This window comes from Chitinophaga sp. W2I13 (genome assembly GCF_050434005.1).
Taxonomy (GTDB): Bacteria; Bacteroidota; Bacteroidia; order Chitinophagales; family Chitinophagaceae; genus Chitinophaga.
The window spans coordinates 1,343,187-1,366,971 of sequence record NZ_JBNPWD010000001.1 but is presented as its reverse complement, the minus strand read 5'-3'; the positions used below and the strand labels follow the sequence as shown (position 1 = coordinate 1,366,971).

Here is a 23,785-nt window from a genome sequence, read left to right as displayed (position 1 = left end):
TGTAAGAAAGAAAGGCCAACCAAAAGAAAACCGGAAGTGATTGGAGCCACTTCCGGTATAAAGCTTAGTTATTAAAGAGCGTGCCGCTCAATTTATCAACCAAACACCTGCAAATTATGCAAAAAACTGCTTATCAGCTAAGCATTTTCGGCGCGTGCCATATGGCGGCGGTCCGGAAAAAAAAGATTATCAACCAAACATTGCTGGTAATGAAACTAACCATTCTCCTTTTAACAGGAGCTCTTCTACAGGTGTCTGCATCCGGGCTGGCGCAATCGGTTACTTTTTCTGCTAAAAAAGTACCACTGATAAAAGCACTCAATGCGCTGGAACAACAGACGGGCTTCTACGCTTTTTTCAAGAGCCGTGAAATTCAGCGGCTGACGGAAACCAGCAATATCACCATTGCTGCGAAGAATATGCCGCTTAAGCAATTCCTGGACGAGCTGCTTAAAGAAACGCCGTTCACCTATGAGCTGGATGATAATACCATCGCATTGCAGATGAAAGGTCCGGCACCGCTAGAGGCAAAGAAGGAGGTAACAGCCCCCGCCGCTTCTCTTTCCGGCCAGGTAACTGATATTGACGGAAACCCGCTGCCGGGGGCAACAGTAATGGTATGGAAAACAACGATTGCTACTTCCACCGATGGACAAGGACGTTTCCTGCTGAATAATATACTGGACAATGCCAGCATTGTCATATCATCTATTGGTTATATGCCAATGGGGCTCCGACTGTCGGCCAATAATACTATTATGTCGGATCCTGTCCGTATTACTACCGGCAACGGGCAACCAGATCAAACCGAAGGCAATGCCCAAAGCAATTTTCGCATGCTGTCTTCCGGTATGGTAAATGTGCGTTTGGCCAGGCTGATCAAAGGCATTGAAGGCGTAGTGGTAACGGGACTTTTCCAGCGTTCGGGCAATAATTTTACCGGCGCATCGAAAACAATTTCCGGTGCAGAACTGAAAAAGGTGAGCGCCAATAATGTATTCGCAGCTGTATCTGCACTTGACCCTTCTCTCAGGATTGTGCCCAATAATGTGGCCGGTGGCAACATTAACCAGCTTCCTGAAATCCAGATGCGCGGACAGAACTCATTTCCCAATCTCACCGGTCAGCTTTCTGCCAATCCTAATGCCCCTTTATTTATCCTTGATGGATTTGAAGTAACGCTTCAGCGTATCGTGGACCTGGACATGAACCTGATCAATAGTATCACCTTGCTGAAAGATGCGTCTGCTACTGCCATTTACGGGTCCCGCGGGGCAAACGGCGTAATGGTGGTTACTACTGTTACACCAAAACCAGGCAGGATACAGGTAACATTCAACAATGATTTCCGGTTTACGACCCCCGACCTGTCCGTGTATCATCTTTTAGACGCTGCGGAAAAACTTGATTTTGAACAGCGCGCCGGCGTTTATACTTCCTCAAGTGCGCAGGCTCAGCACAAGCTGAATGTGCTTCGCAATGAAAGGTACAAAGCCATGAAAAGCGGCGTGAATACCGATTGGCTCAGGATCCCGGTTCAGGATGGCGTCAGTAACCGCAGCTCACTATATCTGCAGGGGGGAGACCAATCAATCCGCTATGGATTACAATTTTCCGCCGATCTGCAATCAGGTGTAATGAAAGGACAAGACCGGAAAAATTATTCCGGGCAGTTTGATCTTAATTATGTAGTCAATAAACTGCAGTTCAAAAACTCTGTCCGCATCTTCCAGAATAAGTCAAACGAATCTCCTTACGGCGACTTCAGTGAATATGTAGCAATGAATCCCTATTGGGCGCCTTATGATGAGAAAGGGAAACCAAAACAAATGCTGGAGGATCTGCTGATCAATTACACTAATTACACGCAAACGAATCCCGCGTATGATGCGAGTCTTCATTCTGTAAACAGCAACCAGTACTTTGGTATTTCCAATAACTTCCAGATGCGTTATACGCCGGTACCATTCCTGTACCTGGAAACAAGCCTGAGTCTTAATAAGCAGAATGCCTCCGGAGACCAGTTTTATTCCGCCCAGGATTCCCGTTTTGCAGAGATAACGGACCTCAGCAGAAAGGGAAGTTATACCGTAAGAAATGAAAATAGTTCTAGCTATGAGAGTCTGACCACCGCTAACCTCAATATCTCACGGGGACCTCACCAGTTGTTTTCAATGCTTGGGTTTAATGTTTCCAACAGCAACAGCAACTATTACTCCGTGGTAACGGAAGGATTTCCTTTTGATAAGCTGGATAACCTGTTGTTTGCGGCACAATACGAAACAAACGGGCGACCAACCGGTGATGAGAGTACCATCAGGAGAGTGGGTGTGGTGTACAGCGGAAGTTATAGTTATGACAACCGATTCCTGGCCGATGTTTCCGCCCGCCGGGACGGGTCATCACAATATGGAACGGAAAAGAAATTTGGAACATTCTGGTCGGCCGGTATTGGCTGGAATATCCATAATGAAGCATTTTTCAATAAAAGCAGCCTGGTGAACAGGCTTAAACTGAGGGCCAGTTATGGTTCTACCGGGTCACTTAATATTCCGGCTTACAGCGCCCAATCCCGGTATAACTTTGGTGTGAATACCAGCTATTTTGGAGAACTGGGAGCAGTCCTCATCGGCTTGGGCAACGAGTTCCTGAGCTGGCAGAATGTGTATAAGGCGAATGTTGGTATGGATGCCGTATTATTAAGAGAGAAACTGGATTTCCGGCTGGACCTGTATCGTGAAAATACCAAAAACTCGCTGACGCAGATCACCCTTGCCCCCTCCACAGGTTTCAGCAGTTATGCAGAAAACTTAGGTCAGATACAGAATACAGGACTCGAATTCTCTGTACGGTATAAAATCCTGGAGAAGAGCGCTAAGGGGCTTTTATGGTCAGTGAATGTAAACGGGTTCACCAATAAAAATATCCTGAAAGAGTTATCCAATAAATTGAAGGCTTCCAATAACAAACTCAATGGGGCTAATACTGATCAGGTCACTCCCAATGTACAGTTTGAAGAAGGAGAATCTATTAATACCATTTATGCGGTTCGTTCGCTGGGTGTAGACCCGGCAACCGGTTCGGAAGTCTATCTTACAAAAGACGGAAAAAGAACTTTCACCTGGGATGCAGCAGATAAAGTACCGGTAGGCATTAGTCAGCCTAAATGGAATGGTAATTTCGGCACCAACTTTATGCTGAAGGGCTTTGAGGTCAACCTGATCTTCAATTATCAATGCGGTGGCCAGGTCTATAATCAGACACTGATAGACCGGGTTGAATCTGTGGATCCCTCGTTTAACGTAGACCGCAGGGCATATGATCTCGGCTGGTCCGGGCCGGGAGATGTAAGTCCATATACCCGTATCGGTGTTTCCACCCAACCCACCCGCCTGACCTCCCGTTTTGTTCAAAATGATAACAACCTGACGCTTAGTTCGGCTTCCTTCGGATATAACTTTTACAGGAGTCCGTTCATAAAAAGAATTGGCATGCGGAGTTTACAGGTGACAGCCATCACCAATGACTTTTTCCGTGCAAGTAGTATTCAGATAGAACGTGGTACCAGCAATCCATTTGCCCGTACCTATTCCCTTTCACTCAGAGCCGGTTTTTAAAATTATGAATATGAAAAAGAGCTTGACTATAATAATATGCCTGGTCGCATCTTTGGGGTTCAGCAGCTGTAAAAAATTCCTGGACGTAAAGCCTAAATCCGTTATTTCGGAAGATCAGCTGTTCGCCTCTGAAATTGGTTTTCAACAGGCGCTTACCGGCGTATATTCCCAGCTGGCCAGCCGGGCATTATATGGTGATAACCTGTCAATGGGATTTGTGTCGGCACTGGCACAAAACTACGCAGTATCCGGAGCCGGCGCCCCATTTGTTCAAACACGGGCATTGAACTTTGCATCTGCAGAGGTAATTGGATATACCAACAATATCTGGGATACGGCATATGCTGCCATCGCCGGTATAAATAAGATCATTGTCAACACTGAAAAAAGAAAAGATGTTCTCTCTGCCAACAGCTATGCACTTATACGAGGAGAGGCCCTTGCACTCAGGGCATTCCTTCACTTTGAAGTATTGCGGATGTTTGGTCCTGAGTATACCGCAGGCGCAGCGATGAAGGCCATCCCCTATAAAACTACTGCTGACCAATACGCAAAAATACCTTCCATTACATCAGAAGTAGTGACACTGGCACTCGCAGATCTTAGCGAGGCAGCAGATCTGATGAAAGATGCTGATCCCATTTTAACGGGTTCACAGAACAGGCGTATCAGGATGAATTATTTTGCTGTAAAGGCCCTGGAGGCAAGGATCCGTATTTACGCAGGAGACAAACAGGGAGCTTTCCAGGCGGCTTCCGTGGTGGTGACCTCCGGTAAATTCCCGTTTGTAACCCCTTATGCCGCTTCATCCACTGCAGGTTACCGGGATCGTCTTTACATTGATGAAGAGATATTTTGTATCCGTGTGCGCAATATAAAGAACTGGGCAGAACAACAATATTTCCGCTTTAACGGAAGCGCCAACATAAAGCTGACAAGAAGTGCCGCCAACTTTAATACACTTTATGAAACTGCAGCAGGCGGGGCCACTGATTTCAGATTTCTTTACCGTATTGAACAGGACGGAGGCGTCCCCTTTCCTTCTAAATTCTGGCAGACATATCAGTTTAATACACTGGATTCAAACAGATTGGATCAGCATGTACCCGCCATTCGTTTATCTGAAATGTACTATATCATGGCAGAAGCGGCTGTAACACCGGAAGAAGGCGCCGGATATCTGAATGAAGTGCGGAGAAACAGGGCGCTGCCTGAGCTTCAGGCGGGTACCATTACCCTGCAAACACTGGAGAAAGAAATCACTAAAGAATATCAGAAAGAGTTTTACGCGGAAGGGCAGCTATTCTTTTACTATAAACGGAAAAAGGTAACCAAAATGCTGTTTATGACTGCTGAGATTCCGCTTAGTAAGTATGTGCTTCCTATACCCGCGTCTGAACTGGAATTTAATCCTAACTACAACTGATAAAGCCCGTTTTTATGAAGTACCTGTTATTTCTCAGCATATTGTTTCTGATGGCAGCCTGTAAAAAGGAGAATGTATCAACCTATAAAGGTCCCGACGGGATTACATTTTATGTAGATGAGTATGAAGTAGACAGCCTCAATTATTCTTTTGCGTATTCCCCGGTTCCCAAAAACAGGGATACCGTTTTTCTTAAAATGCGTGTGGTAGGTGCTGCAGCTGACTATCCCCGGGTTATTTCCGTAACAGCGGGCGCGGGGTCAACGGCCAGACAGGGTAAAGATTATGAGCTACCGGAAATTACGTTGCCGGCCGGCGCTTTAACGGTGCTGTATCCTGTGGTACTGTTGAATTCACCGGAGATGACTACCACCACTTTCCGGCTTGTTGCCCAGGTTGCACCGGGTAAAGATTTCCAGGTAGGCGCTACAGGGCGTGAGATCGGAGGAACAACCAGCCTCGAAAAAATTATCATTGACGTGAGTAACAAGATCATTAAACCTTCTTATTGGGACGACGTGGAGAGTGCATTCGGAGCATTCAGTGAGCGTAAGTTCAGGTTTATGGTGCAGGTTACCGGCCTTTCTGATTTTTCTTACGATGCAATCGGCGTGGATGGTTACTACAATTTGCCGGTTAAATTACAAAATGCCCTTGCTGAATATGAAGCCGTCAATGGGCCAATGATAGATGAATCCGGTAACGAGGTCACCTTTTAGTTCAACTCAAAATTAAATTCATGCGTAATTATATATTCAGAGCATTCCTCGCAATATTGGCGCTGGCCTGGGCTTCCTGTCAGAAGGATAATCAGCGGTTTGTCTATGATAAACTAAATACGGTTTCGATCAAAACAGCTGATTCTTCATTTGTGATAACACAACTGGATACACTCAGTATTCAAACACAACTGACAGAGTCCATGCCTTCAGGAGATAGTTATACTTATGAGTGGAAAGCCTATATGGTAGGGGAAGATGCCGTGATATTATCTGATAAAAAGGACCTGAAAGTGGCAGTTAAACTGTCACCAGGGTCATATGACCTGATATATACTGTAACAAGTGTGAAGACAGGTATATCTTCTTTTATGTTGTATCCGCTTACTGTAAACGGAGCATTTTATGAGGGGTGGCTGGTGGCTGCAAACCAGGACGGGAAGGCGCGGTTGTCTTTTATCCGGGCAAACGATTCCGTGTTTTTTTCTCCGGCAGAAGATGTGAACAAGACCACTTACCCTGGAAAGGCCGTGGGGGTCAGTGCCGGTATTACCAGTATTTATGCAAATCTTGCGCTGGTGATGTTTTTTACCGACCAGGGTGTTTACAGGTTTAATGCCGACGATTTTATTCAGAATGGTACTACAGCAGATATTTTTCCGGAGCCGAAGCAATTTACTGCTTCATGCGCGTATGCCATGAATAAAATACCTTACGATCAGTATATTGTTGCTGACGGAGGACTGTATGCCGGCATCGGACCTGTGTTTTATCCACAGGATGTGTTGAAGCCTTATTCTGAAAGATTAACAGGTGATTATACCCTTTTCCCGGTTGTGATAAACTCCGCCACTTCTGTCACTTTATTCTATGATAATAAGTACAGGCGATTTATGTCTGTTCCGCTGGGCGGCAGAATGTTAAGTCCTGTATCTGCGACTCCGGGCGCTGGTTTCAATATGGCTGATGTTGGAAAGAAGATGATTGGCTGGAGCTATGGAACGCAGTCTGTCATTTCATCTGATGAAATCTACTTTATTATGCAGGATGATGCCGGTATCCGTTACGTGTACTCGCTTAACGGGGCAACCCCGGCATTAAACCAGCAGATCGGCAATAGTCCGGATATAGAGAAAGCTACTGCTTTTGCTGCTTCCGGTGTTGTAAAGCATCTTTATTATGCCGCAGATAATAAAATTTATCTCTATGATATACTGGCGAATTCTTCGAAAATGGTATACACGTTTCCCGATGGCGTAAAAATAAAAGACCTGAAAATGTTGTCCCTTACCAGTAAGAGAATTGTGGCGGCAACTAACACAGGAACCGCGGGGGAAGTATATTATTTCGACCTGGATAACCTGGGAGATATTATCAATCACACCTATGTTAAGAAGTTCACCGGGTTTGGTGAGATTATAAATCTCAGTTATAGATCAGCTAACTGAGATAAGCAATAATTTTTTATTTACTATTATTTACCAGAAGTATGAACAGCAATAGACTATTTTTTTTCCTTGGTTTAATATTATTTTCTCTGACCGTATCCGGACAGCAGGTGAAGAATGCACAGTATACCTTAACCGGTAATATTGAAGGCCTGGTGAGTAAGGCCGGGTATGCTAAAGGGAAGAACTTTACAGCAGGATATATTTACCTTTCAGGAATAGTGCGTAACGGCGCCTACACAACGGATTCCGCCAAACTAACTGATGGCCGTTTTGTTTTCACGGGAAATGTTGATGAACCTTCCATGGCCTATATTTTCTGTATGCCCGGAGAACGTAATTCCCCTGTTATCCTGGCGATGTTTCTTGAAAATTCAAATATCTCCGTTACCGGCAAATACAGCTGGGATGAAAATTCAGTAAAGGATCCGCAAATAAAAGGATCTGCAGTGCAGGATGAATATACCGGGTTATTTGAAAATGCGAACAACATTTCAGGAAGAACTGAAATAAGAAAGCAATATGAAATAGCCATGAAAAAAAATGATACAGCGAAACTTGCCGCCCTCGAAAAGGAAGGAACAACAGCGATGGAAAAGTATACTGATTATATGAGAGCATACACAAGTACACATCCTGCCAGCTTTGTTAATCTGTACCTTTTAAGTGACTACATACCCCGCGAAGAAAGTGGGCTGACGGGACTGGAGAATGAATTGAAGCAGTTCGATAAACAACTTCAATCATCTTTCATGGCAAAAAATATTATCAGTGCTATAGCTGATCAAAGAAAGCGGTTACAAATAGGGCCCGGTAAGCAGGCCATTGAGTTCAATCAACCCGGTGTTGATGGCAAGATCGTTAAACTGTCCGATTATGCCGGCAAATATGTACTATTGGATTTCTGGGCGTCCTGGTGTGGCCCCTGCCGTGCTGAAAATCCTAATGTGCTCAAAGCTTACAACACTTTTAATAAAAAAGGCCTTGAAATATTATCCGTATCATTGGATGAGAACCGGGCAGCGTGGTTGAAGGCGGTGAAGGCAGACAAGTTACCCTGGTTACAGGTTTCCGATTTGAAGGGCTGGAAGAATGAAGCCGGGAGCAAATATATGATCCAGTCAATTCCGGAAAATTTCCTGATTGACCCCAGTGGAAAAATTATAGCTAAGAGTTTACGTGGAGAGCAGTTATATAAAGAGTTGGAGAAGATTTTTAATTGAAAATGATATAAAAAATTACCTGTGAGAAAAGAAACTTTTCTCACAGGTAATCATCCGCACATCAGAACACCTTATTCAAAGCAACGTATTTCAAAGATTGCTGCGGGTGTGCTGGCCGAAGGATGCGTGGTTTTGATGGTAAGGCTTGAAGTGACAATGGCGTCGGGAAAATCAATCTCGTTCCTTGTCTGGTAGTTATCCTTTTTTTCATACACCTTGCGACCATTTTCATCAAAGATGGCATAGTTGCGGACGCAAAACGGCATCACATTTTCCGGGTGCGACATCAGCACAGATTCCATCGGGTGATCAAAGTCTGTATCAAAGGAAAGGATCAATTTTTTAATATGCTTGGGCGCTTTCCAGGTCAGGGTCAGCGTAGGATCTGTGTCATTAGGATCGGCCACCCACGCATTGGGTTGTGTGGTAGGCCTTGCAAAGCCATTGCCTATATTGGCAGGGCCAAATGACTGCAAAGGGGTGTCAAACCGGAGCGCAATATTTTGTCCTGCCGGTCTGCGCTGGGCGCACCAAAACTCAAAGCTGTCTATGCCGATGCCGTCAGGCGCCTCTTGTTTGCCATAATTGGAGACAGCGGGATTAACCGTATTAAAAACAGACAGGATACCGGTGATCCTTTTATCTGACCTGCTGATCTTTACCAGCGGGTTTTTGTGAAGCATAACAAATACATACTGCGTTTGTTCAACGGTAGCACCGGATATCAGCTGTATGCAATTCCTGCCGGGCTGAATGGCGAACTCAAAAGCAGCAATGGAAGTATCCGGCGTATAACTGCCTGTGCGGGAGCAGGTTCTTATTTCAGCATGCAGGGTAGTTGTTTCGTCGCTGTACGCATGCAGCTGAAAGGCCGGCAGTTTTCCTGCGTTTACCGGAATCATTTGCGCTACGGAAACATCAAGCGGTAGCGGCGTCCTATCTTCTTCCAGTCCCGAAAGCAACAGTTCACTGCTGGCTGTAATAGCTGCCTGTTGTACAATATCCTCTTCATCTTTTGACAGCACACCCGGAATATATTGTCCGCTGCGCAGCAGTAATTGCTGCAGTTTCGGAATGCTGCCATTATTATAGAGGGAAGCAGGCGTGCATCCCAGCGAGGTACAAAGCACTGCCGCCATGGCCGATGCCTGCGAAACATATGCGCTGGTGGCCATTACGCGGCTTGAGCCAAATGCCACGTGCGATGCGCTGATAATACGGCCTGCCAGCAAAAGGTTGTGGATATTCCTGGAATAAAGACTGCGGAAAGGTATCTGATAAATGCCTTTGCTGTGCCACTGGTTGCAACCAGGTCCGGAAGTGTAAATACCGTCCGAGGGATGGAGGTCGAGGCTCCAGCCACCAAAAGCTACGGCATCATCATGCAGGCGTTGTTCTACAACATCCTGCTGTTTTAAAATATAATCGCCTTCAAATCTGCGGCTCTCTCTCTTGCCAGGGATCATACCTACCCATTCGAGGGTTAAAGTGTCTGCTTCTGGAAAATTGCCTGAGTTCTTGATGTAGTTCCATACGCCATATACTATTTTCCAGAGCTCCCATTTTATTTTCTCTGTGTCGTGTACGGTATCCATACGTCCGCCGTATTCGATCCACCATAGTTTACAGCCGTACTCCTGCGAGTTAAAGCTCCGGAACCTGGGTATCTGTGTAATATCGTTGAGGGCAAAGGAGGGAGGAATAAAGTTTACGGGTTTGCCGGTGTCTTTTGAATAAAAATAAAGCGAATGGCCAAGTAGTTCGCCATAGGTTTTTGTTGGTGCAAACAGTTCATTAAATTCTTCTTTAGGCTCTGCGCCCATCCTGAATGCCGCACCGGAGAGGAAACCAACTACACCATCGCCGGAGGCATCACAGAACAGCGGCGCCGTTAAATCGTATTCCGTTTGATTCTGACTACAATAAGCTTTTAATGAGGAGATAGTTGTACTGTCCTGTTTCTCTACATGATAAACGGCAGTATTCAGCAACAATGTTATACTGGGTTCACTGGTTACTTTGTCGAGTAATATCGCATCCAGGATCACCGGGTTACCTTCCGGGTTCCGGTACATGTTTTCCACCAGTATCTCGTCTACAATGCCGCCTTCCCTTGCCCAGCGATTGTTGTTGCCCATGTGAGAGGTGGCCCCCAGGATCCATAAACGGATTTCACTGCTTGCATTACCACCCAGCACGCTCCTGTCCTGTACAAGCACTACTTGCAGCCCATGCCTTGCAGCGGTAACAGCACAACAAACACCGGACAGTCCGCCGCCCGTTACGATCAGATCGGCCTTTAGTTTTACAAGTGGGAATGTACGTTTATCCGCGCTTTCTGATCTTATCATTATTTAAGGGTTTTTTGGATGATCGTAAAACCGCCTGGTTTTATCAGCGCAACATCGGCTGTTTCCCCGGCCAGGTCAACATTAAGCACCACGCTCTCGCCGGGATGCAGGGTTTTTACAGGTATATAGGTTCCGTTACATTTTAACTGGTAACCTTTCATCGTGTATGAGGGGAAATCTTTTCTTGCGGTAATACGGATGCCTGCCTGCCCCGCAGTTTTATTAACAAGCTCAATGGTTGCCGGAGAAAATTCTTCCTGCCACGCCGTGTACATGCCTCTCAGCGTCCTGTCTGGCGCTACCAGCCCCCACGGCCGGTATCCGTTTGCATTGGTGCCGGGGAAGCGGCTGAAATAATCATTGAAGGTCCACACGGAGGCGCCTATTAAATAATCACATTGCCGGAAATCCTGCATCGCTTTTTTGAGATAGGCAATCCGCTCTTCTTCAGATCCAACGGCATCTGTTCTTACGCCAAATTCACTCACATAAACAGGTTTTGAAGGATACAGCGCATGTATATGCTGCAGCACTTTTAAATGATTACCATAAATATTTGCGCTCACAAAGTCAACGTATTGCGATGCTTCATCTTCGGGTTTCCTGATATCCTCACGTCCCAGGAGCATAGTGGAGAAGGTGATAAGGCGTGAGTCATCCAGTGATTTTACATAACTGCTCATATCACGTACCCAGGCTTTGCCTTCTTCCGTTTGTGACTGGAATTCGTTGCCTACACTATAAGCGATGACGCTGGGATGATTCCAGTCACGCTCCATCATTTCCCTCATCTGCGACCGGAACTTATTGCGCATCAGGGGATCGTTCATTTGTTTGGGTGTCATTTGCCAGTTGCCCGCTTCTACAATAATGAGAAGGCCGTGTTTGTCCGCCCATTCCAGCATGGTTTCCGGTACCGGGTAGTGACTAATACGGGAAAGCTCCATACCACCGCTTTTGATCATCGTCAGGTCCTTTTCCAGTACTTCGTTGGGATCCATGGAGCCATAGCCGGGATAATCCAGCGGCCTGTTACACCCGCCCATTTTTATGGGTTCACCATTTAACAGCAGTTTTGTGCCACTCACTTCAATTTTCCGGATGCCAAATGTTGTTTCAACGGTATCCTTACCGGAAACAATGGCTGCACTATACAATGCAGGGGCGTCGGGGCTCCATAAAGCCACTTCCGATGCGGGCAGGGTGCCGGTCATCTCCACGGAAATAACGCTGTCTGGTTCCACCTTTACCTGCTGCGGTTTAAAGCGGATACTGCTTTTGCCCCCATTACGGTAAACACCGGCATTCACTGCGGAGGTAATGGCGGTTGCACTGTTGTTCCTGATAAATGCTTTTATCCTGATAGTTGCATCTCCCTTATTCAGATCAGGGATGGCAATGATTTTACTGTTGCTGATATATGTAGCAGGCCGTGTAACAAGATGTACCGGCCTGGTAATGCCGCCGTAATTGATCCATGGATAAAACTGGCGGTGATTGGCGGCTGAATAGGGAACAGGGGTTTTAGCGCCGGGAATGGTGGTGGTATCCCAGGAATTATCCACTTGTACTGCCAGCGTATTCCTGTTTTTAAGCAACGTTGTGATGTCAAACTCAAACGGCGTATAGCCGCCTTCGTGGGTACCCACCAGTGTGCCGTTCAGCCATATTTTTGTTTTATAGAAAACGGCGTCAAATTTCAGGAACACGTGGTTGTCGCCCGGTGCAGCGGCTTCAAATTGCTTAAAATACCATGCCGTGCCGGTGTAAAAGAAGTACCGGGTATCTGTAGAAAAACAATGCGGCACTTTTACTTTATCAAAGCTGCCGGTTGCAAATGATGTATCCTGCCAACGTTCTTTTTCCCCCACTTTTATGGGGTCTGCGGCAAACTTCCATTCACTGTTTAAGCTGTTATCAGTACGGCGTTGTCCAAAGAGTAAGAATGGAATGACCAGTAACAAACAAAATAATATTCCTTTCATGTTTACTTTTTTCCTTTAAGTGCAACCTGTTTTGCAACTGCTGCTCCGATGTTATTTAATGCGGTTTGATTATAGTGTATCTCATCCTTCATCCATCCTTTTTCTTTAAAGCTGTCTGTTTGAGGGTACACAATGAATACATGCTTCATTTTTCGGGCAACATTTTCCTGTGCCTTACGTACGATATCAAAACCCTTAGCCGGATGGTTGAGGTAATGGCCGGTTTGTATCATATAGAAGTTGACCTGGTTACCAAGCGCCGCTTTGAATTGATTGATCAGCCATGTCAGCTGTTGCTCGTATTCATCCGGAGAAAGCTGTTGTGCATTAATGGCATTGGCATCCCGTTCTCCCTGGCACCATAATATTCCGGTAACCGGTAAGCCTGTTTTGCGGGCAGCAGCCCTGGCCTTTACAATGGCGCTGTCGAACAAAGGCAGTCTGCCCCTGTTATCCCAGGTGCCGTAATTATTTAATTCCGCTTTATAGTGGCAGGAGCTTCCGCCCCTTGCCGCCGGCACAATCACCACCTGGCTTCCTGTGAGGTTGTGGTAGGCTTTTGCGAAAGCCGGCCACGCGCTGCCGCTGTTAGCTTTTTCAAACTGTAGTTCACGATGCCCGGCAGGATCTTTTAAAGCAAGCAGGGTATCTCCCGAGAACCGATATTCAAAAGCAGTTCCGGCGGTGCAGTGTACCGAAGCGGTGCTGTCTCCCTGGCCAACGGCATTACTTTGACCGGCAGCCAGGAATAGCGTTTTATGCTGTGCCCATGCAGGCTGTAAAGTAAGAAAACAAACAGCGGTTATTATCCATCTCATTTCCAATCAGGATTTTGTTCGAGTTTCGGGTTCGCATTGATCTCATCCAGCGGGATGGGAAAGTAACGGTTTTTTGCCTGTGGTGTCCGGACAGGGAATACATTATTTACTGCTTTTGGAATTACCTGTAAAAAAGTATTGGTCCTGGTCAGGTCATACCAGCGGTCGCCTTCTCCAAAGAGTTCCCAGCTGCGTTCCTGCAGTACAGAATCAACAAACGGTGCCTTGCCCAATCCGGTGGTTAAACCGGGAAGGCCGGCCCTGCTCCTGACGGTATTAATATAGCCATATGCCTCACTGGATGGACCGTTTTGCTGTGCCGATGCTTCTGCAGCAATCAGGTAAACATCTGCGAGGCGCAGAATAGGGATGTTAACAGCCCCATTTCCACCAATAGAGTTCGGGTCCATATATTTTTTAACCAGTACGCCTTGTGGCGTGATAGGTGTAATATCTTTCTGTGCCACTACCTTTCCCTGCCTGTTGATATAATTGGTATCCAGCAACAACCGCCTGCGGTCTGCCGGGTTAAATGAGTTAAAGAAAGATTGGTAGGCAAATGCAGAACCAAAAGTGGAGGCAGCATATTGTGGCCCGTCGCTGTTCTTAGGGCCAAACAAGCTGATAATCTGTGTAGAAATACCCGGCGAAGTGCTTTCACATTCAAGCGCCCACATGTTTTCCTGCCTGGCGGCGTCCTCCTTGGTAACGTTATAAACATCCAACACGTCTGGCATCAGGTTGTATTTGCCGGAATTCAACACCTGCTTTGCTTTATCCAGTGCGGTTGGCCAGTCCTGTGCATACAACGCTGTTTTTGCGTACAGTGCCAGCGCTACTTCTTTTGAAGGCCTGCCTTTCTGGATACTGGCAGAATAGGAAGGCAGTTTGGCAACGGCCTGCTCAAGGTCCTGGTATATCTGTTTAAAGACATCGGCCTGCATGGTTTTGCCAATGATAGCAGTATCAATATTAGTGCTGGGTGTTGTTTTAACCACTATATCACGAAAGTTCTTGGTAAGCATCCATAAATAAAAGGCGCGCATATAATATGCTTCTCCCAGAATAACTGATCTTCTTGCCGTATCCATATTGGTGTCGGGTACGCGCAGCAAAACCCAATTTGCTTTTTCAATACCCTGATAGCAGGATTGCCAGATTTGCTGAGGAGATTCAAACTGCCTGTTAAAACTTTTTTGAGTAGTATAGTTTGGATCATAACTGAAAAGCGTGTAGGTATCCCTGCCTACTACGGGCCGGGGATAGATCTGGTCTGCGCTGAAGTCTGATGCCCCGGTGCCGGCGGTGCCATATATACCGCCAAGTGGCCCATAAACTGCTGTCAACGCTGCTTCTGCATCTGATGCCGTCTTATAGAAGTTATCAGTAAAAATGGAAGAGTAAGGGCTTTCTGTGAGCTTATTGCAGGATGTTTGCACAAGCATCAGTAATAAACCGGCAAGCAGGAATTGTATATTCTTCTTTGTTTGCATAAATATCATTTTTTAGAGACCAACCTGTAAGCCAACGATGAAGGACTTTGCCATGGGATAAACGAGATTGTCAACCCCGATCTGTGTGTTTGAACCGCCAAAGGAATTTACTTCGGGATCATAGCCACTATAGTTGGTGATGGCGAAAAGATTGTTGCAGCTAACATACAGCCTTGCGTTGCTGATATATTTTACAGCAGGAAGTTTATAACCAAGGGTGATATTTTTCATGCGTATATAGGAGCCATCTTCTACAAAACGGTCCGATACCGGTATTCTGCCTCCCTGGAAGCCGCTCGCATATTCATTGCCGGGGTTTGTGGGCGACCACCGGTCCACCATGCCCGACAACACATTTCTTCCACCCAAACCGTTTTCAAAAGTGTAGCGGCTGAGGTTAAAGATCTTGTTGCCCTGCACGCCTGAAAGAAAGAAGGACAGGTCGAAATGGCCATAACTGAAGTTGGAAGAAAATCCGAAAATATAGGAAGGGTTTGCATCGCCGGTGATCCTTTGATCCGCCCCGGTAATTTGCCCGTCTTTGTCCAGATCCGCTACTTTTACACCGCCTGTTCTGCTCCCGCTGCCTGGTATCACGGTTTCGCCGGTTTGATAAATGCCGTTAAATACATAGGTTTTGAAGATGCCAAGCGGCTGCCCTACCTTGAGCACACTGTAGGGACTCAGCACGTATTCATTTGTACCACCCTCCAGGCTTAAAAGCTGGTTGCGGTTTACAGAAACATTTGCATTGACGTTCCATTTGAATTTCCCGGTAAACAGCCTGGCATCGGCGGCAATTTCCACTCCTTTGTTCCGGATGCTGGCAAAGTTGCCGGTGATGGCGTTATACCCCGAAGAAAGTGGTAAGTTCTTCACAAACAGCAGGTCCTTTGTTTCCTTATTATAATAATCCACCACAATGGTCAGCCTGTCCTGGAATAGCCCGATGTCAAGACCCGCATTGGCCTGGGTTGATTTCTCCCACCGCAGGTCAGCATTGGGAATACCTGTTGGGCTGATACCTACTGTATAGATATGATTGAACTGGTAATTACTTCCGGAATTTTCAAGTGACAATGACTGGTAGGGTGCAATGGCTCCGGCGTTTCCTGTACGGCCGTAGCTGGCCCTTAATTTCAGATCGCTGAACAAATGGCTGTTTTTCAGGAAAGGTTCTTCAATGATCCGCCAGGCGCCGGCTATGGCCGGGAAGAAACCCCATTTGTGGTTTTCTCCGAACTTGGAGGCGCCGTCATAACGGGCAGTGATGTCGAGGAAGTATTTATTGGCGTAGCCATAGTTAATACGGCCCATGTACGAATTGAGTGCTTCTTTGGTACGGCTGCTGAGTACTGTTCTGTTTACCGCCAGCTGAACGGCTTCATTGCTGGTGGCATCATTCGGAAAGCCGTTTGCATTGATGATATTGTCGTTATATAAATTACTTTGAATCGCATACACACCCGTGAACTTGAGCGAATGGTCTCCAAAGAGGCGATTATAGGTAAGAATGCTTTCATGCAACCAGTTGGTAGTGTTGATGTTTCCTTTGGAAGCAACACCTGAATTGGCATTAACTTCGGCTTTACCAAGAATACTAATGGGGGAATAATAATCGTTCAGCGTGCTGCCAATATCTGCATTGAAGGAGGCCCGGTAGCTTAACCCGTCGATGATCTGTGCCTCCGCATATACATTGGAGAGCGTGCGTTTAATGGTATTGCGGTTAAGGATGGTCACCAGCCCAACCGGGTTGGCAATTTCCCGGTAACGGCTATTGAACTGGTCCGCAAAAGGATAAATGCTGCCGTCTTCCCTGTAAGGCACCAGGGTAGGGGGTGCGCCAAGGGTGGCGCCTATAATGCTTTGGGTTACTAGTGCCCCCGTCAATATTATTTATACCCGTTGGAATGTTATTGTTGATGGTGTAGCTGCTAACCAGGCTTGTGCCCACTTTAAAGCGTTTGCTGATATTATGATCCAGCGTTGCCCTTAAAGAATAGCGCTTGAAATCCGAAGAAATAATAATACCTTCCTGATTGAAGAAGTTGCCGGATAAAGAGAACTGTGTTTTCTCCGAACCACCGCTTACGGATGCCTGGTAGTTTTGTATGCTGGCCCTGCGGTAAACAACATCCTGCCAGTCGGTTCCCTTTCCCAGGGAAGACGGGTCGGTGTATATCGGGGAATTATAAACGTCATTTTCAAGTTGAGCAAACTGTGTTGCGTTGAGCATTGAGAGTTCTTTGGTAATGTTTTGTACGCCCTGGTAAACATCCAGCTGCACCCGCGTAACGCCGCTCTTCCCTCGTTTGGTGCTGATGAGCACTACGCCGTTGGCGCCCCTGGCCCCGTAAATCGCAGTGGAGGATGCATCTTTTAATATTTCCACCGATTCAATATCATTTGGATTGATGGTGGATAAAGGGCTTACATCATTTACGCCGCCGCTGTTGGAGATCTGGATACCGTCAACAATATAGAGTGGCTCAGAGGAGCCGTTGATGGAATTGGTACCGCGTATACGTACGCTGATATTACCTCCCGGGGCCGCATTATTTTGTGTAATTTGTACGCCGGGTACCCGGGCAGCCAGGCCCTGGGCCACATTCGTAACAGGTGTTTGCGTAATATCCGCCGCTTTAACGGATGCGATGGACCCTGTAGATGCCGCTTTGCGTTGAGTGCCATAGCCAACCACCACTACATCGCTTAGTTTACTAATATCAGGTTTTAAGATCACTGTCAGGTATGACTGGCCGCGGACTGCAATAGCGGTATTTACATACCCCTGGAACGAAACGGTAATGGTGGCGTTGGAGGTTACCTCTTTTAATGTAAACGTGCCGGTGCTGCTGGTGACCGTTCCTTTTGATGTACCTTTTACCGCAACAGTGGCGCCCGGCAATGCCTGCCCATTCTCATCCGCTACCTTGCCTGAAACAGTTGGCAAAACGGATTGGGCATTTGTTGGCAGCGCAAAAAGGGAAAAAGGTACAAGCAGCAGGATCCTGAAAAGATCCCGTGATTTAAACAAGGAGCTTGTTTTTTTCATAACGTAAGCGTCTTTAACTTTTATAAAACATTAGTCATAAGTGGTAAAGCAATGTTAGAGAAGAATATTAAACAATGAAAGAATTTCCAGCTTCCGGGAAAACAGAATCTACCGGGAACGATACCGCAAACGATACCGGTAGTCACGGAGTAACGGGAGCGTGGCAGACAAACAGGCAAAAGCACTTTATTTAGTACGACCAATTTAAAATTCTTCTGTTTTAATGATAAAATGTATCCGGTGCAGTCAAGTACACACGATCACAAAATCTGGTATTGTAAGAGGGAAACAGCGCTATTATTGTAAGGATTGTAATATCTATTTCACACTTCCCGGGGAAAATTCTGTGGATATGCGGCAGTTTAAAAAGCACATGACCACGATCGTTGACATTGCCAAAGCACTGAACATATCCAAGTCTACGGTATCCAGGGCACTGCACGAACATGGGGATATCAATCCGCAAACAAAAGCAGCGGTATTAGAAATGGCCAGGCAGCTTGATTATCAGCCCAACCTGCTGGCTCAAAGTCTTGTAAAAAGTAAAAGCAACACCATTGGTATTATCGTACCTGAGTTCCTGACGTATTTTTTTCCTACCATTATCATGGGCGCACAACAGGTTGCTGCGGAGGCGGGCTATAACGTTATTATTTGCCAGTCGCAGGAATCATATAAAACAGAGGTAGCCAATGCCAATGTACTACTGGCAAACCGGGTTGATGGCGTGTTGATTTCCATGACAAGGGAAACCAAAAAATTCGACCATTTTAAGGCATTTGAGCGGCATGGGATTCCCGTGGTTTTCTTTAACCGGATCTGCGATGAGATGAATACCTCCAAGGTGCTTGTTAATGATTACGAGGGAGCGCTTAAAGCCGTGGAGCATCTTATTAAAAACGGCTATCGCAATATTGCACATATAGGCGGTCCGCCTGCGTTACTGATAACACATAACCGGCTAAGAGGATACCGGGATGCACTGGAAAAATATCACCTGCCCTTTAAAGAAGAATTGGTTGTCCATTGCAATCTCTCAAAAAAAGATGCCATCCATTGCGCTGAAAAGTTACTGAACCTGAAACAGCGGCCGGATGCTGTTTTTTGTGTGAACGATCCGGTAGCCATTCAACTGATGCTGGTTGCCAAAAAACGGAAAATAGATATCCCCTCCGAGCTTGGCATTGTTGGTTTCAGCAACGATCCTATATCAGAAGTGATTGAACCGGCGCTCACCACCGTTCAGCAGCCGGTAGCAGATATCGGCAGGTCGGCAGCAGCTATATTGCTGGACACTATAAAAAAGGGAGAAGACTACTCACCAGTGCTGAAATCGTTGAAAACAACGTTGATTGTAAGGGAATCGTCGAAGAGACTCCCGCAATAACATCAACAAAAAAATTATCCGGCAATATCCGTGAATTTGTATTTTGGGTGCAGTAAATAACGCTGGTGCCGTGAATTGTTCCAGCATCCTTCAGTGTTTATAGTGCAACCCACCACGTTATACAATTTTATGAAAGCTATGCTACGAGCCATTATACACGCCGGTATATTCCTTATGGCCTTATTGGGTTTGCTAACTGCAGAAGCCATGCATCCTGCCACCGCAACAGACAGCCTGCGGCAGAAAATACTTGCACTAAAAATACCAGGGTTAACTATCACGGATATTCAATACATCAATGATGGTCCTTACCAGCCTGTTGGTTCAACAACAACATTTACCGGGTTACCGGCATTTTGCCTTGTTGCCATAACACTTAAACCAACGCCTGTATCCAATATAAAAATTCAACTCTGGATGCCCCGCAATAGCTGGAACGGCCGGTTCTTAGGGACCGGCAATGGCGGAGGTGGTGGCACCATTATTTATGACAGGCTGGCCAACGGAATAAAAAAGGGCTTTGCAACGGCTAATACAGACATGGGTACCTCACCTGGCGTGGATTCCGCTGTTAATCACCCGGAACGATGGGCGGATTTCGGTTATCGCGCCACTCATTTGATGACGGTTGTTTCCAAACAGATAGTGGAAGCATATTATGGTAAGGCGCCGCATCATACCTACTTTGTTGGCTGTTCAACTGGTGGGCAGCAGGCATTGATGGAGGCGCAGCGATATCCCGGCGATTATAACGGCATCATTGCAGGAGCGCCGGCAAATAACCGCACGCATTTACATACCGGGTTCCTGTTAAACTATAATGCCATCAATGAAACTCCGGGAAACCGGTATTCACCGGCGGACCTGGCGTATATTACAAAAACGATTGTTTCCGCATATGCCGGTAAGGATGGCGGGGCGCCATCCGACAGCTTCCTTACTGATCCGAGACTTGCCAGATTCGATCCTGGTGAGCTTTTTAAACGCGGAAGAAAGGAGGAAGGCCCGCGCCTGACCGACGCGCAGTTGACCGCCTTAAAAAAAATATATCTGGGACCGGTGAATCCCCGTACAGGAGAGCAGATATATGCCGCGCTCCCTCCCGGAGCTGAGAATTCCGGAGGCGGACTTGAACTTCAGCAAACACCAAAAGGAGCTGCCAGCCTGTTGTATCCTTATCGCTGGGCGCTGGGAGCCGATTTTGATTACCGCAGCTTTGATTTTGATAAACACCAGGTGGTGGTAGACTCCATGCTTGCCCCGTTGCTTAACGCCAATAACCCGGATCTGGGCAGCTTTAAAAAAGCCGGTGGCAAACTTATTATGTATACCGGAACAGCGGATGCCCTTGTTCCCTATCCGGATGCGATTAACTACTATGAGCGCGTCATACATCTGCAGGGCAGCTTGAAAAAAACACAGCATTTTTTCAGGTATTTTTTGATACCGGGTATGGGACATTGTGGCGGCGGACCAGGCATCAATGATTTTGGACAAAATCTGAGGACCGCTGTAAAATAGGACAGTGAACACGATGTTTTGCTGGCGCTGGTGAAGTGGGTAGAAGAAGGGGTGGCTCCCGCCAAAATTATTGCCGCTGCTTTGGGTTGTTGCGGCGCCGATTCAGCATTCAGGTTTCAACGACCGGTTTATCCTTATCCTCAATTTCCTGAATATACCGGAGGAGATCCGGGAGATCCTTCCAGCTACAAAGCCGTGGAGCATCCAAGGGGAGAAGTGTTAGTACCGGCTGAGAAATACCTTCAATAGTACCGGCGTCCGCTCACGCCATCGACTATTTTTTTACAGCTACACGCCAAATGGTATTGGATGCATCATCCGCCACCAGCAATGCGCCATCTTTAGCCATAGTAACGCCAACAGGGCGGCCATGAACCTCACTTTTAGTTTCATCTGCGATAAATCCGGTCAGAAAATCTTCCGCTTTACCGGCAGGTTTGCCATCTTTGAACGGCACATAGATCACTTTGTAACCAGAGAGGTAGTCGCGGTTCCATGAGCCATGCTGACCAATAAATGCGCCGTTGCGGTATTTTTCGGGGAATGCAGTGCCTTTGTAAAAGAGCAGTCCAAGGGACGCTGAATGTGCCATCAGGGCAAAGTCTGGCGTCAGCGCACTTTTTACCAGTTCGGGCGCCTTGCCTTTAAGACCAGGATCTTCATGCTGACCAAAATAGGAATAGGGCCAGCCGTAAAATGCGCCATCTTTCACACTGGTAAAGTAATCGGGTACAAGATCGTTACCCAGCTGATCACGCTCGTTAACTACCGTCCACAGGGTATGTGTACCCGGTGCCCAGTCCATGCCAACCGGGTTGCGTAATCCGCTCGCATATACTCTGGCGCCGGTACCATCCGGATTTACTTCCAAAATGTTAGCCCTGTTTTTTTCATTTTCCATTCCATGTTCAGCGGCATTGGTGCCGGAACCTACGGATATATACAGTTTGGTGCCGTCTTCACTTTGGATCACATTACGCGCCCAATGGTTATTATAACCACCCGCGGGAAGGTCTAAAATTTTCTTGCCTTCTGCTTTCATTTCCGTCATGCCGGCAGTGTATGGATATTGCACCAGCGCATCGGTATTGGCCACATAAAATTTGTCGTTCAGGATCAGCATTCCCATTGGCTGATTGAGGTTTTCCAGGAAGACATGCCGCTCATCAGGCACTCCGTCCTGGTTGGTATCCCGGAACATGGTGATTCTGTTCGCAGTAATGTTGTTATTTTCTGATTTGGATTTACCACTCATTGCATTGATTACTTCCTGGGAAAATCGTTTAATGGCATGTGCTTCGGAAACGAGGATGTCACCGTTGGGCGCCACGTAGATCCATCGGGGATTTTTCAGGCCATCAGCAAATTTGTTGACTACAAATCCTTCCGGGGCAATTGGTTTGTTGCCATCTTCCCAACCGATAACGTGACTGAAATTAGTGACTGACGGAGTAGCACCGGGGGCAGGCAGGGAATCGGGGGGCGTATTATTGATGATTTCCAGTGAATCCGCTGCCTTATGTTGCGTTTTGGGCTTGCCGCTGCTGCATCCATTCAAAACAGCCAGTAATGCCACAAAACCGGCAGTCAGTAAAAGTCTTTCCATACTTTGTATCATTTATATTGTCATAGGTCTATTAACGCCGGGATGTGCGCCTTGCCTGAAGCAACAGCGCATTTAAATCGTTTTTATTGATAACCCCGGAGTGACGGTTAAATGGTTGCCTTGTATAAGGGCTTACATCCTGGCCTCCAAAAAAATGCTGACAGATCCACACTCATATTATTCCGGCTTTATGATGTGCTAAAGACCGGCGGATTTAATCCACATTAAATATAGGATTCTTCCCCGAAAGATTTCGGCTTAAATTGCAATGAATCATTAGTTGCTGCCTGTCCTTTAAACCTATCTATCGCATTCTGGGAATGAAGGAACCCGCCGCGGCAGGCACCACCGCCCAAATGCTTTCCTGGTGAAGAAAACCAGTTATCATAAAGCTACCGGTTTATAGACCAGGGTAGCCTTGCACAAGTAACTGCTGAGAGCATCAGAATGCCGGTAAGGAGGTTACCTGTAAGCGGAGCTCAATACCGGTTAATAATTTAAAAATTCAGTTAGAGATTATATATTGAGTTACCAACTTATACGAACTTATGAAGTATTTTTTTAGTTTTCTCTTCCTGCTCTATGTGATGACTGGTTTAGGGCAAGCATCCTTTCCTAAAGGGTTTAAATTAATAGAAGGGGACAATCCGATGGGAGAAGATGATAGATACTCTAACGGAAAAGATGTTTTTCAAACACATCTCTTTTGGAGAGCCTATGACAATTACACCTGGAATGATGATAAAGTTAAACAAGACATAGCAAAAGGCTATGGATTTCCAATTTACCGGACCACCGATAGTCTCTTGTGGGGAACAGGGAAAACGGATGACCTTTACTTTTATATAGTAGTAGACTGGGGCGGTGAAATATTTGAACTTTTTTCCCGGGATAATGACGCAGACTTCGCTACCTATTCTAAATGGCTTATTTCTTCTATAAGGGAATATCGCAAAAAAGGAAAATGGTTCATATTCCCGAGAAGGATTTTAAAATAGAAAAATTTACCTGATGATAAATAGGTGTGAAGTACGATTGCCTGCATTAGAATAGTGAAGGCTAAATGAATTATTCCAGCTTTTAAACCGGACATCAACTGTACAAAACCGGACAGGTTGAAAAATACCGGCAAC

14 protein-coding genes and 1 pseudogene are annotated in these 23,785 nt (G+C 46.3%); 8 read left to right on the top strand and 7 right to left on the bottom strand.

Features of this window, described 5'->3' with window-relative positions; translation table 11 throughout:
* Positions 1-116: 116 nt before the first annotated feature.
* From QFZ48_RS05465 to QFZ48_RS05445, 5 genes are read left to right on the top strand one after another with little or no spacing between them, the layout of a single operon-like run.
* The gene (locus QFZ48_RS05465; protein ID WP_429061468.1) at positions 117-3,617 is read left to right on the top strand and encodes a SusC/RagA family TonB-linked outer membrane protein; all 3,501 of its coding nucleotides are present in this window, start codon (positions 117-119) and stop codon (positions 3,615-3,617) included.
* Positions 3,618-3,627: 10 nt separating this feature from the next.
* Entirely contained in the window at positions 3,628-5,043 is a 1,416-nt protein-coding gene (locus QFZ48_RS05460; RefSeq protein ID WP_429045144.1) for a RagB/SusD family nutrient uptake outer membrane protein, read from the top strand.
* A gap of 14 nt (positions 5,044-5,057) precedes the next feature.
* Positions 5,058-5,762, top strand: coding sequence for a DUF4843 domain-containing protein (locus QFZ48_RS05455; RefSeq protein WP_429061467.1), 705 nt, complete (start codon positions 5,058-5,060; stop codon positions 5,760-5,762).
* A gap of 20 nt (positions 5,763-5,782) precedes the next feature.
* A complete protein-coding gene (locus QFZ48_RS05450) occupies positions 5,783-7,210 on the top strand; it encodes a PKD-like family lipoprotein (protein ID WP_429045148.1) in 1,428 nt (475 codons plus the stop codon).
* A gap of 41 nt (positions 7,211-7,251) precedes the next feature.
* Complete coding sequence (locus QFZ48_RS05445) at positions 7,252-8,433, top strand: redoxin domain-containing protein (RefSeq protein WP_429061465.1); 1,182 nt, start codon at positions 7,252-7,254, stop codon at positions 8,431-8,433.
* A gap of 71 nt (positions 8,434-8,504) precedes the next feature.
* On the opposite strand, the gene QFZ48_RS05440 is transcribed toward QFZ48_RS05445, so the two are convergent.
* Genes QFZ48_RS05440 through QFZ48_RS05415 form a run of 6 tightly spaced genes read right to left on the bottom strand, consistent with a single transcriptional unit; the run spans position 8,505 to position 18,138 of the window.
* Positions 8,505-10,784: an FAD-dependent oxidoreductase gene (locus QFZ48_RS05440; protein WP_429061463.1), complete on the bottom strand. Its 2,280-nt coding sequence runs from the start codon at positions 10,782-10,784 to the stop codon at positions 8,505-8,507.
* Complete coding sequence (locus QFZ48_RS05435; protein WP_429061461.1) at positions 10,784-12,769, bottom strand: glycoside hydrolase family 2 protein; 1,986 nt, start codon at positions 12,767-12,769, stop codon at positions 10,784-10,786. The genes QFZ48_RS05440 and QFZ48_RS05435 overlap by 1 nt, the downstream gene beginning before the upstream one ends.
* 2 nt (positions 12,770-12,771) lie before the next feature.
* The gene (locus QFZ48_RS05430) at positions 12,772-13,587 is read right to left on the bottom strand and encodes a sialate O-acetylesterase (RefSeq protein WP_429061459.1); all 816 of its coding nucleotides are present in this window, start codon (positions 13,585-13,587) and stop codon (positions 12,772-12,774) included.
* Complete coding sequence (locus QFZ48_RS05425) at positions 13,584-15,080, bottom strand: RagB/SusD family nutrient uptake outer membrane protein (RefSeq protein ID WP_429045158.1); 1,497 nt, start codon at positions 15,078-15,080, stop codon at positions 13,584-13,586. Before QFZ48_RS05425 ends, QFZ48_RS05430 begins: the two co-directional genes overlap by 4 nt.
* A gap of 12 nt (positions 15,081-15,092) precedes the next feature.
* Positions 15,093-16,973: a SusC/RagA family TonB-linked outer membrane protein gene (locus tag QFZ48_RS05420; RefSeq protein ID WP_429061458.1), complete on the bottom strand. Its 1,881-nt coding sequence runs from the start codon at positions 16,971-16,973 to the stop codon at positions 15,093-15,095.
* Positions 16,858-18,138, bottom strand: a complete 1,281-nt coding sequence (locus tag QFZ48_RS05415; RefSeq protein ID WP_429061457.1) for a SusC/RagA family TonB-linked outer membrane protein — start codon at positions 18,136-18,138, stop codon at positions 16,858-16,860. Before QFZ48_RS05415 ends, QFZ48_RS05420 begins: the two co-directional genes overlap by 116 nt.
* A gap of 352 nt (positions 18,139-18,490) precedes the next feature.
* On the opposite strand from QFZ48_RS05415, the gene QFZ48_RS05410 reads away from it, so the two are divergent.
* Both QFZ48_RS05410 and QFZ48_RS05405 read left to right on the top strand, forming a co-directional pair.
* Positions 18,491-19,525: a LacI family DNA-binding transcriptional regulator gene (locus QFZ48_RS05410; protein ID WP_429061455.1), complete on the top strand. Its 1,035-nt coding sequence runs from the start codon at positions 18,491-18,493 to the stop codon at positions 19,523-19,525.
* Between the two features lie 129 nt (positions 19,526-19,654).
* Positions 19,655-21,295, top strand: a pseudogene (locus tag QFZ48_RS05405) (tannase/feruloyl esterase family alpha/beta hydrolase).
* 25 nt (positions 21,296-21,320) lie between these two features.
* Here the strand turns inward: QFZ48_RS05405 and QFZ48_RS05400 are convergent.
* Positions 21,321-22,652, bottom strand: coding sequence for a PQQ-dependent sugar dehydrogenase (locus QFZ48_RS05400; RefSeq protein WP_429061453.1), 1,332 nt, complete (start codon positions 22,650-22,652; stop codon positions 21,321-21,323).
* A 548-nt stretch (positions 22,653-23,200) separates the two neighbouring features.
* On the opposite strand from QFZ48_RS05400, the gene QFZ48_RS05395 reads away from it, so the two are divergent.
* On the top strand, positions 23,201-23,650 hold the full coding sequence (locus tag QFZ48_RS05395; RefSeq protein WP_429061451.1) for a hypothetical protein: 450 nt from the start codon (positions 23,201-23,203) through the stop codon (positions 23,648-23,650).
* The last annotated feature ends 135 nt before the right edge of the window (positions 23,651-23,785 follow it).

What these genes read in the sequence shown, in the direction of transcription:
- QFZ48_RS05440 (WP_429061463.1), bottom strand. Translation starts at nt 10,784, where the DNA reads ATGATAAGATCAGAAAGCGCGGATAAACGTACATTCCCACTTGTAAAA.
- QFZ48_RS05435 (WP_429061461.1), bottom strand. Translation starts at nt 12,769, where the DNA reads ATGAAAGGAATATTATTTTGTTTGTTACTGGTCATTCCATTCTTACTC.
- QFZ48_RS05410 (WP_429061455.1), top strand. Translation starts at nt 18,491, where the DNA reads ATGCGGCAGTTTAAAAAGCACATGACCACGATCGTTGACATTGCCAAA.
- QFZ48_RS05465 (WP_429061468.1), top strand. Translation starts at nt 117, where the DNA reads ATGCAAAAAACTGCTTATCAGCTAAGCATTTTCGGCGCGTGCCATATG.
- QFZ48_RS05450 (WP_429045148.1), top strand. Translation starts at nt 5,783, where the DNA reads ATGCGTAATTATATATTCAGAGCATTCCTCGCAATATTGGCGCTGGCC.
- QFZ48_RS05395 (WP_429061451.1), top strand. Translation starts at nt 23,201, where the DNA reads ATGAAGTATTTTTTTAGTTTTCTCTTCCTGCTCTATGTGATGACTGGT.
- QFZ48_RS05415 (WP_429061457.1), bottom strand. Translation starts at nt 18,138, where the DNA reads ATGAAAAAAACAAGCTCCTTGTTTAAATCACGGGATCTTTTCAGGATC.
- QFZ48_RS05430 (WP_429061459.1), bottom strand. Translation starts at nt 13,587, where the DNA reads ATGAGATGGATAATAACCGCTGTTTGTTTTCTTACTTTACAGCCTGCA.
- QFZ48_RS05425 (WP_429045158.1), bottom strand. Translation starts at nt 15,080, where the DNA reads ATGCAAACAAAGAAGAATATACAATTCCTGCTTGCCGGTTTATTACTG.
- QFZ48_RS05400 (WP_429061453.1), bottom strand. Translation starts at nt 22,652, where the DNA reads ATGGAAAGACTTTTACTGACTGCCGGTTTTGTGGCATTACTGGCTGTT.
- QFZ48_RS05455 (WP_429061467.1), top strand. Translation starts at nt 5,058, where the DNA reads ATGAAGTACCTGTTATTTCTCAGCATATTGTTTCTGATGGCAGCCTGT.
- QFZ48_RS05445 (WP_429061465.1), top strand. Translation starts at nt 7,252, where the DNA reads ATGAACAGCAATAGACTATTTTTTTTCCTTGGTTTAATATTATTTTCT.
- QFZ48_RS05460 (WP_429045144.1), top strand. Translation starts at nt 3,628, where the DNA reads ATGAAAAAGAGCTTGACTATAATAATATGCCTGGTCGCATCTTTGGGG.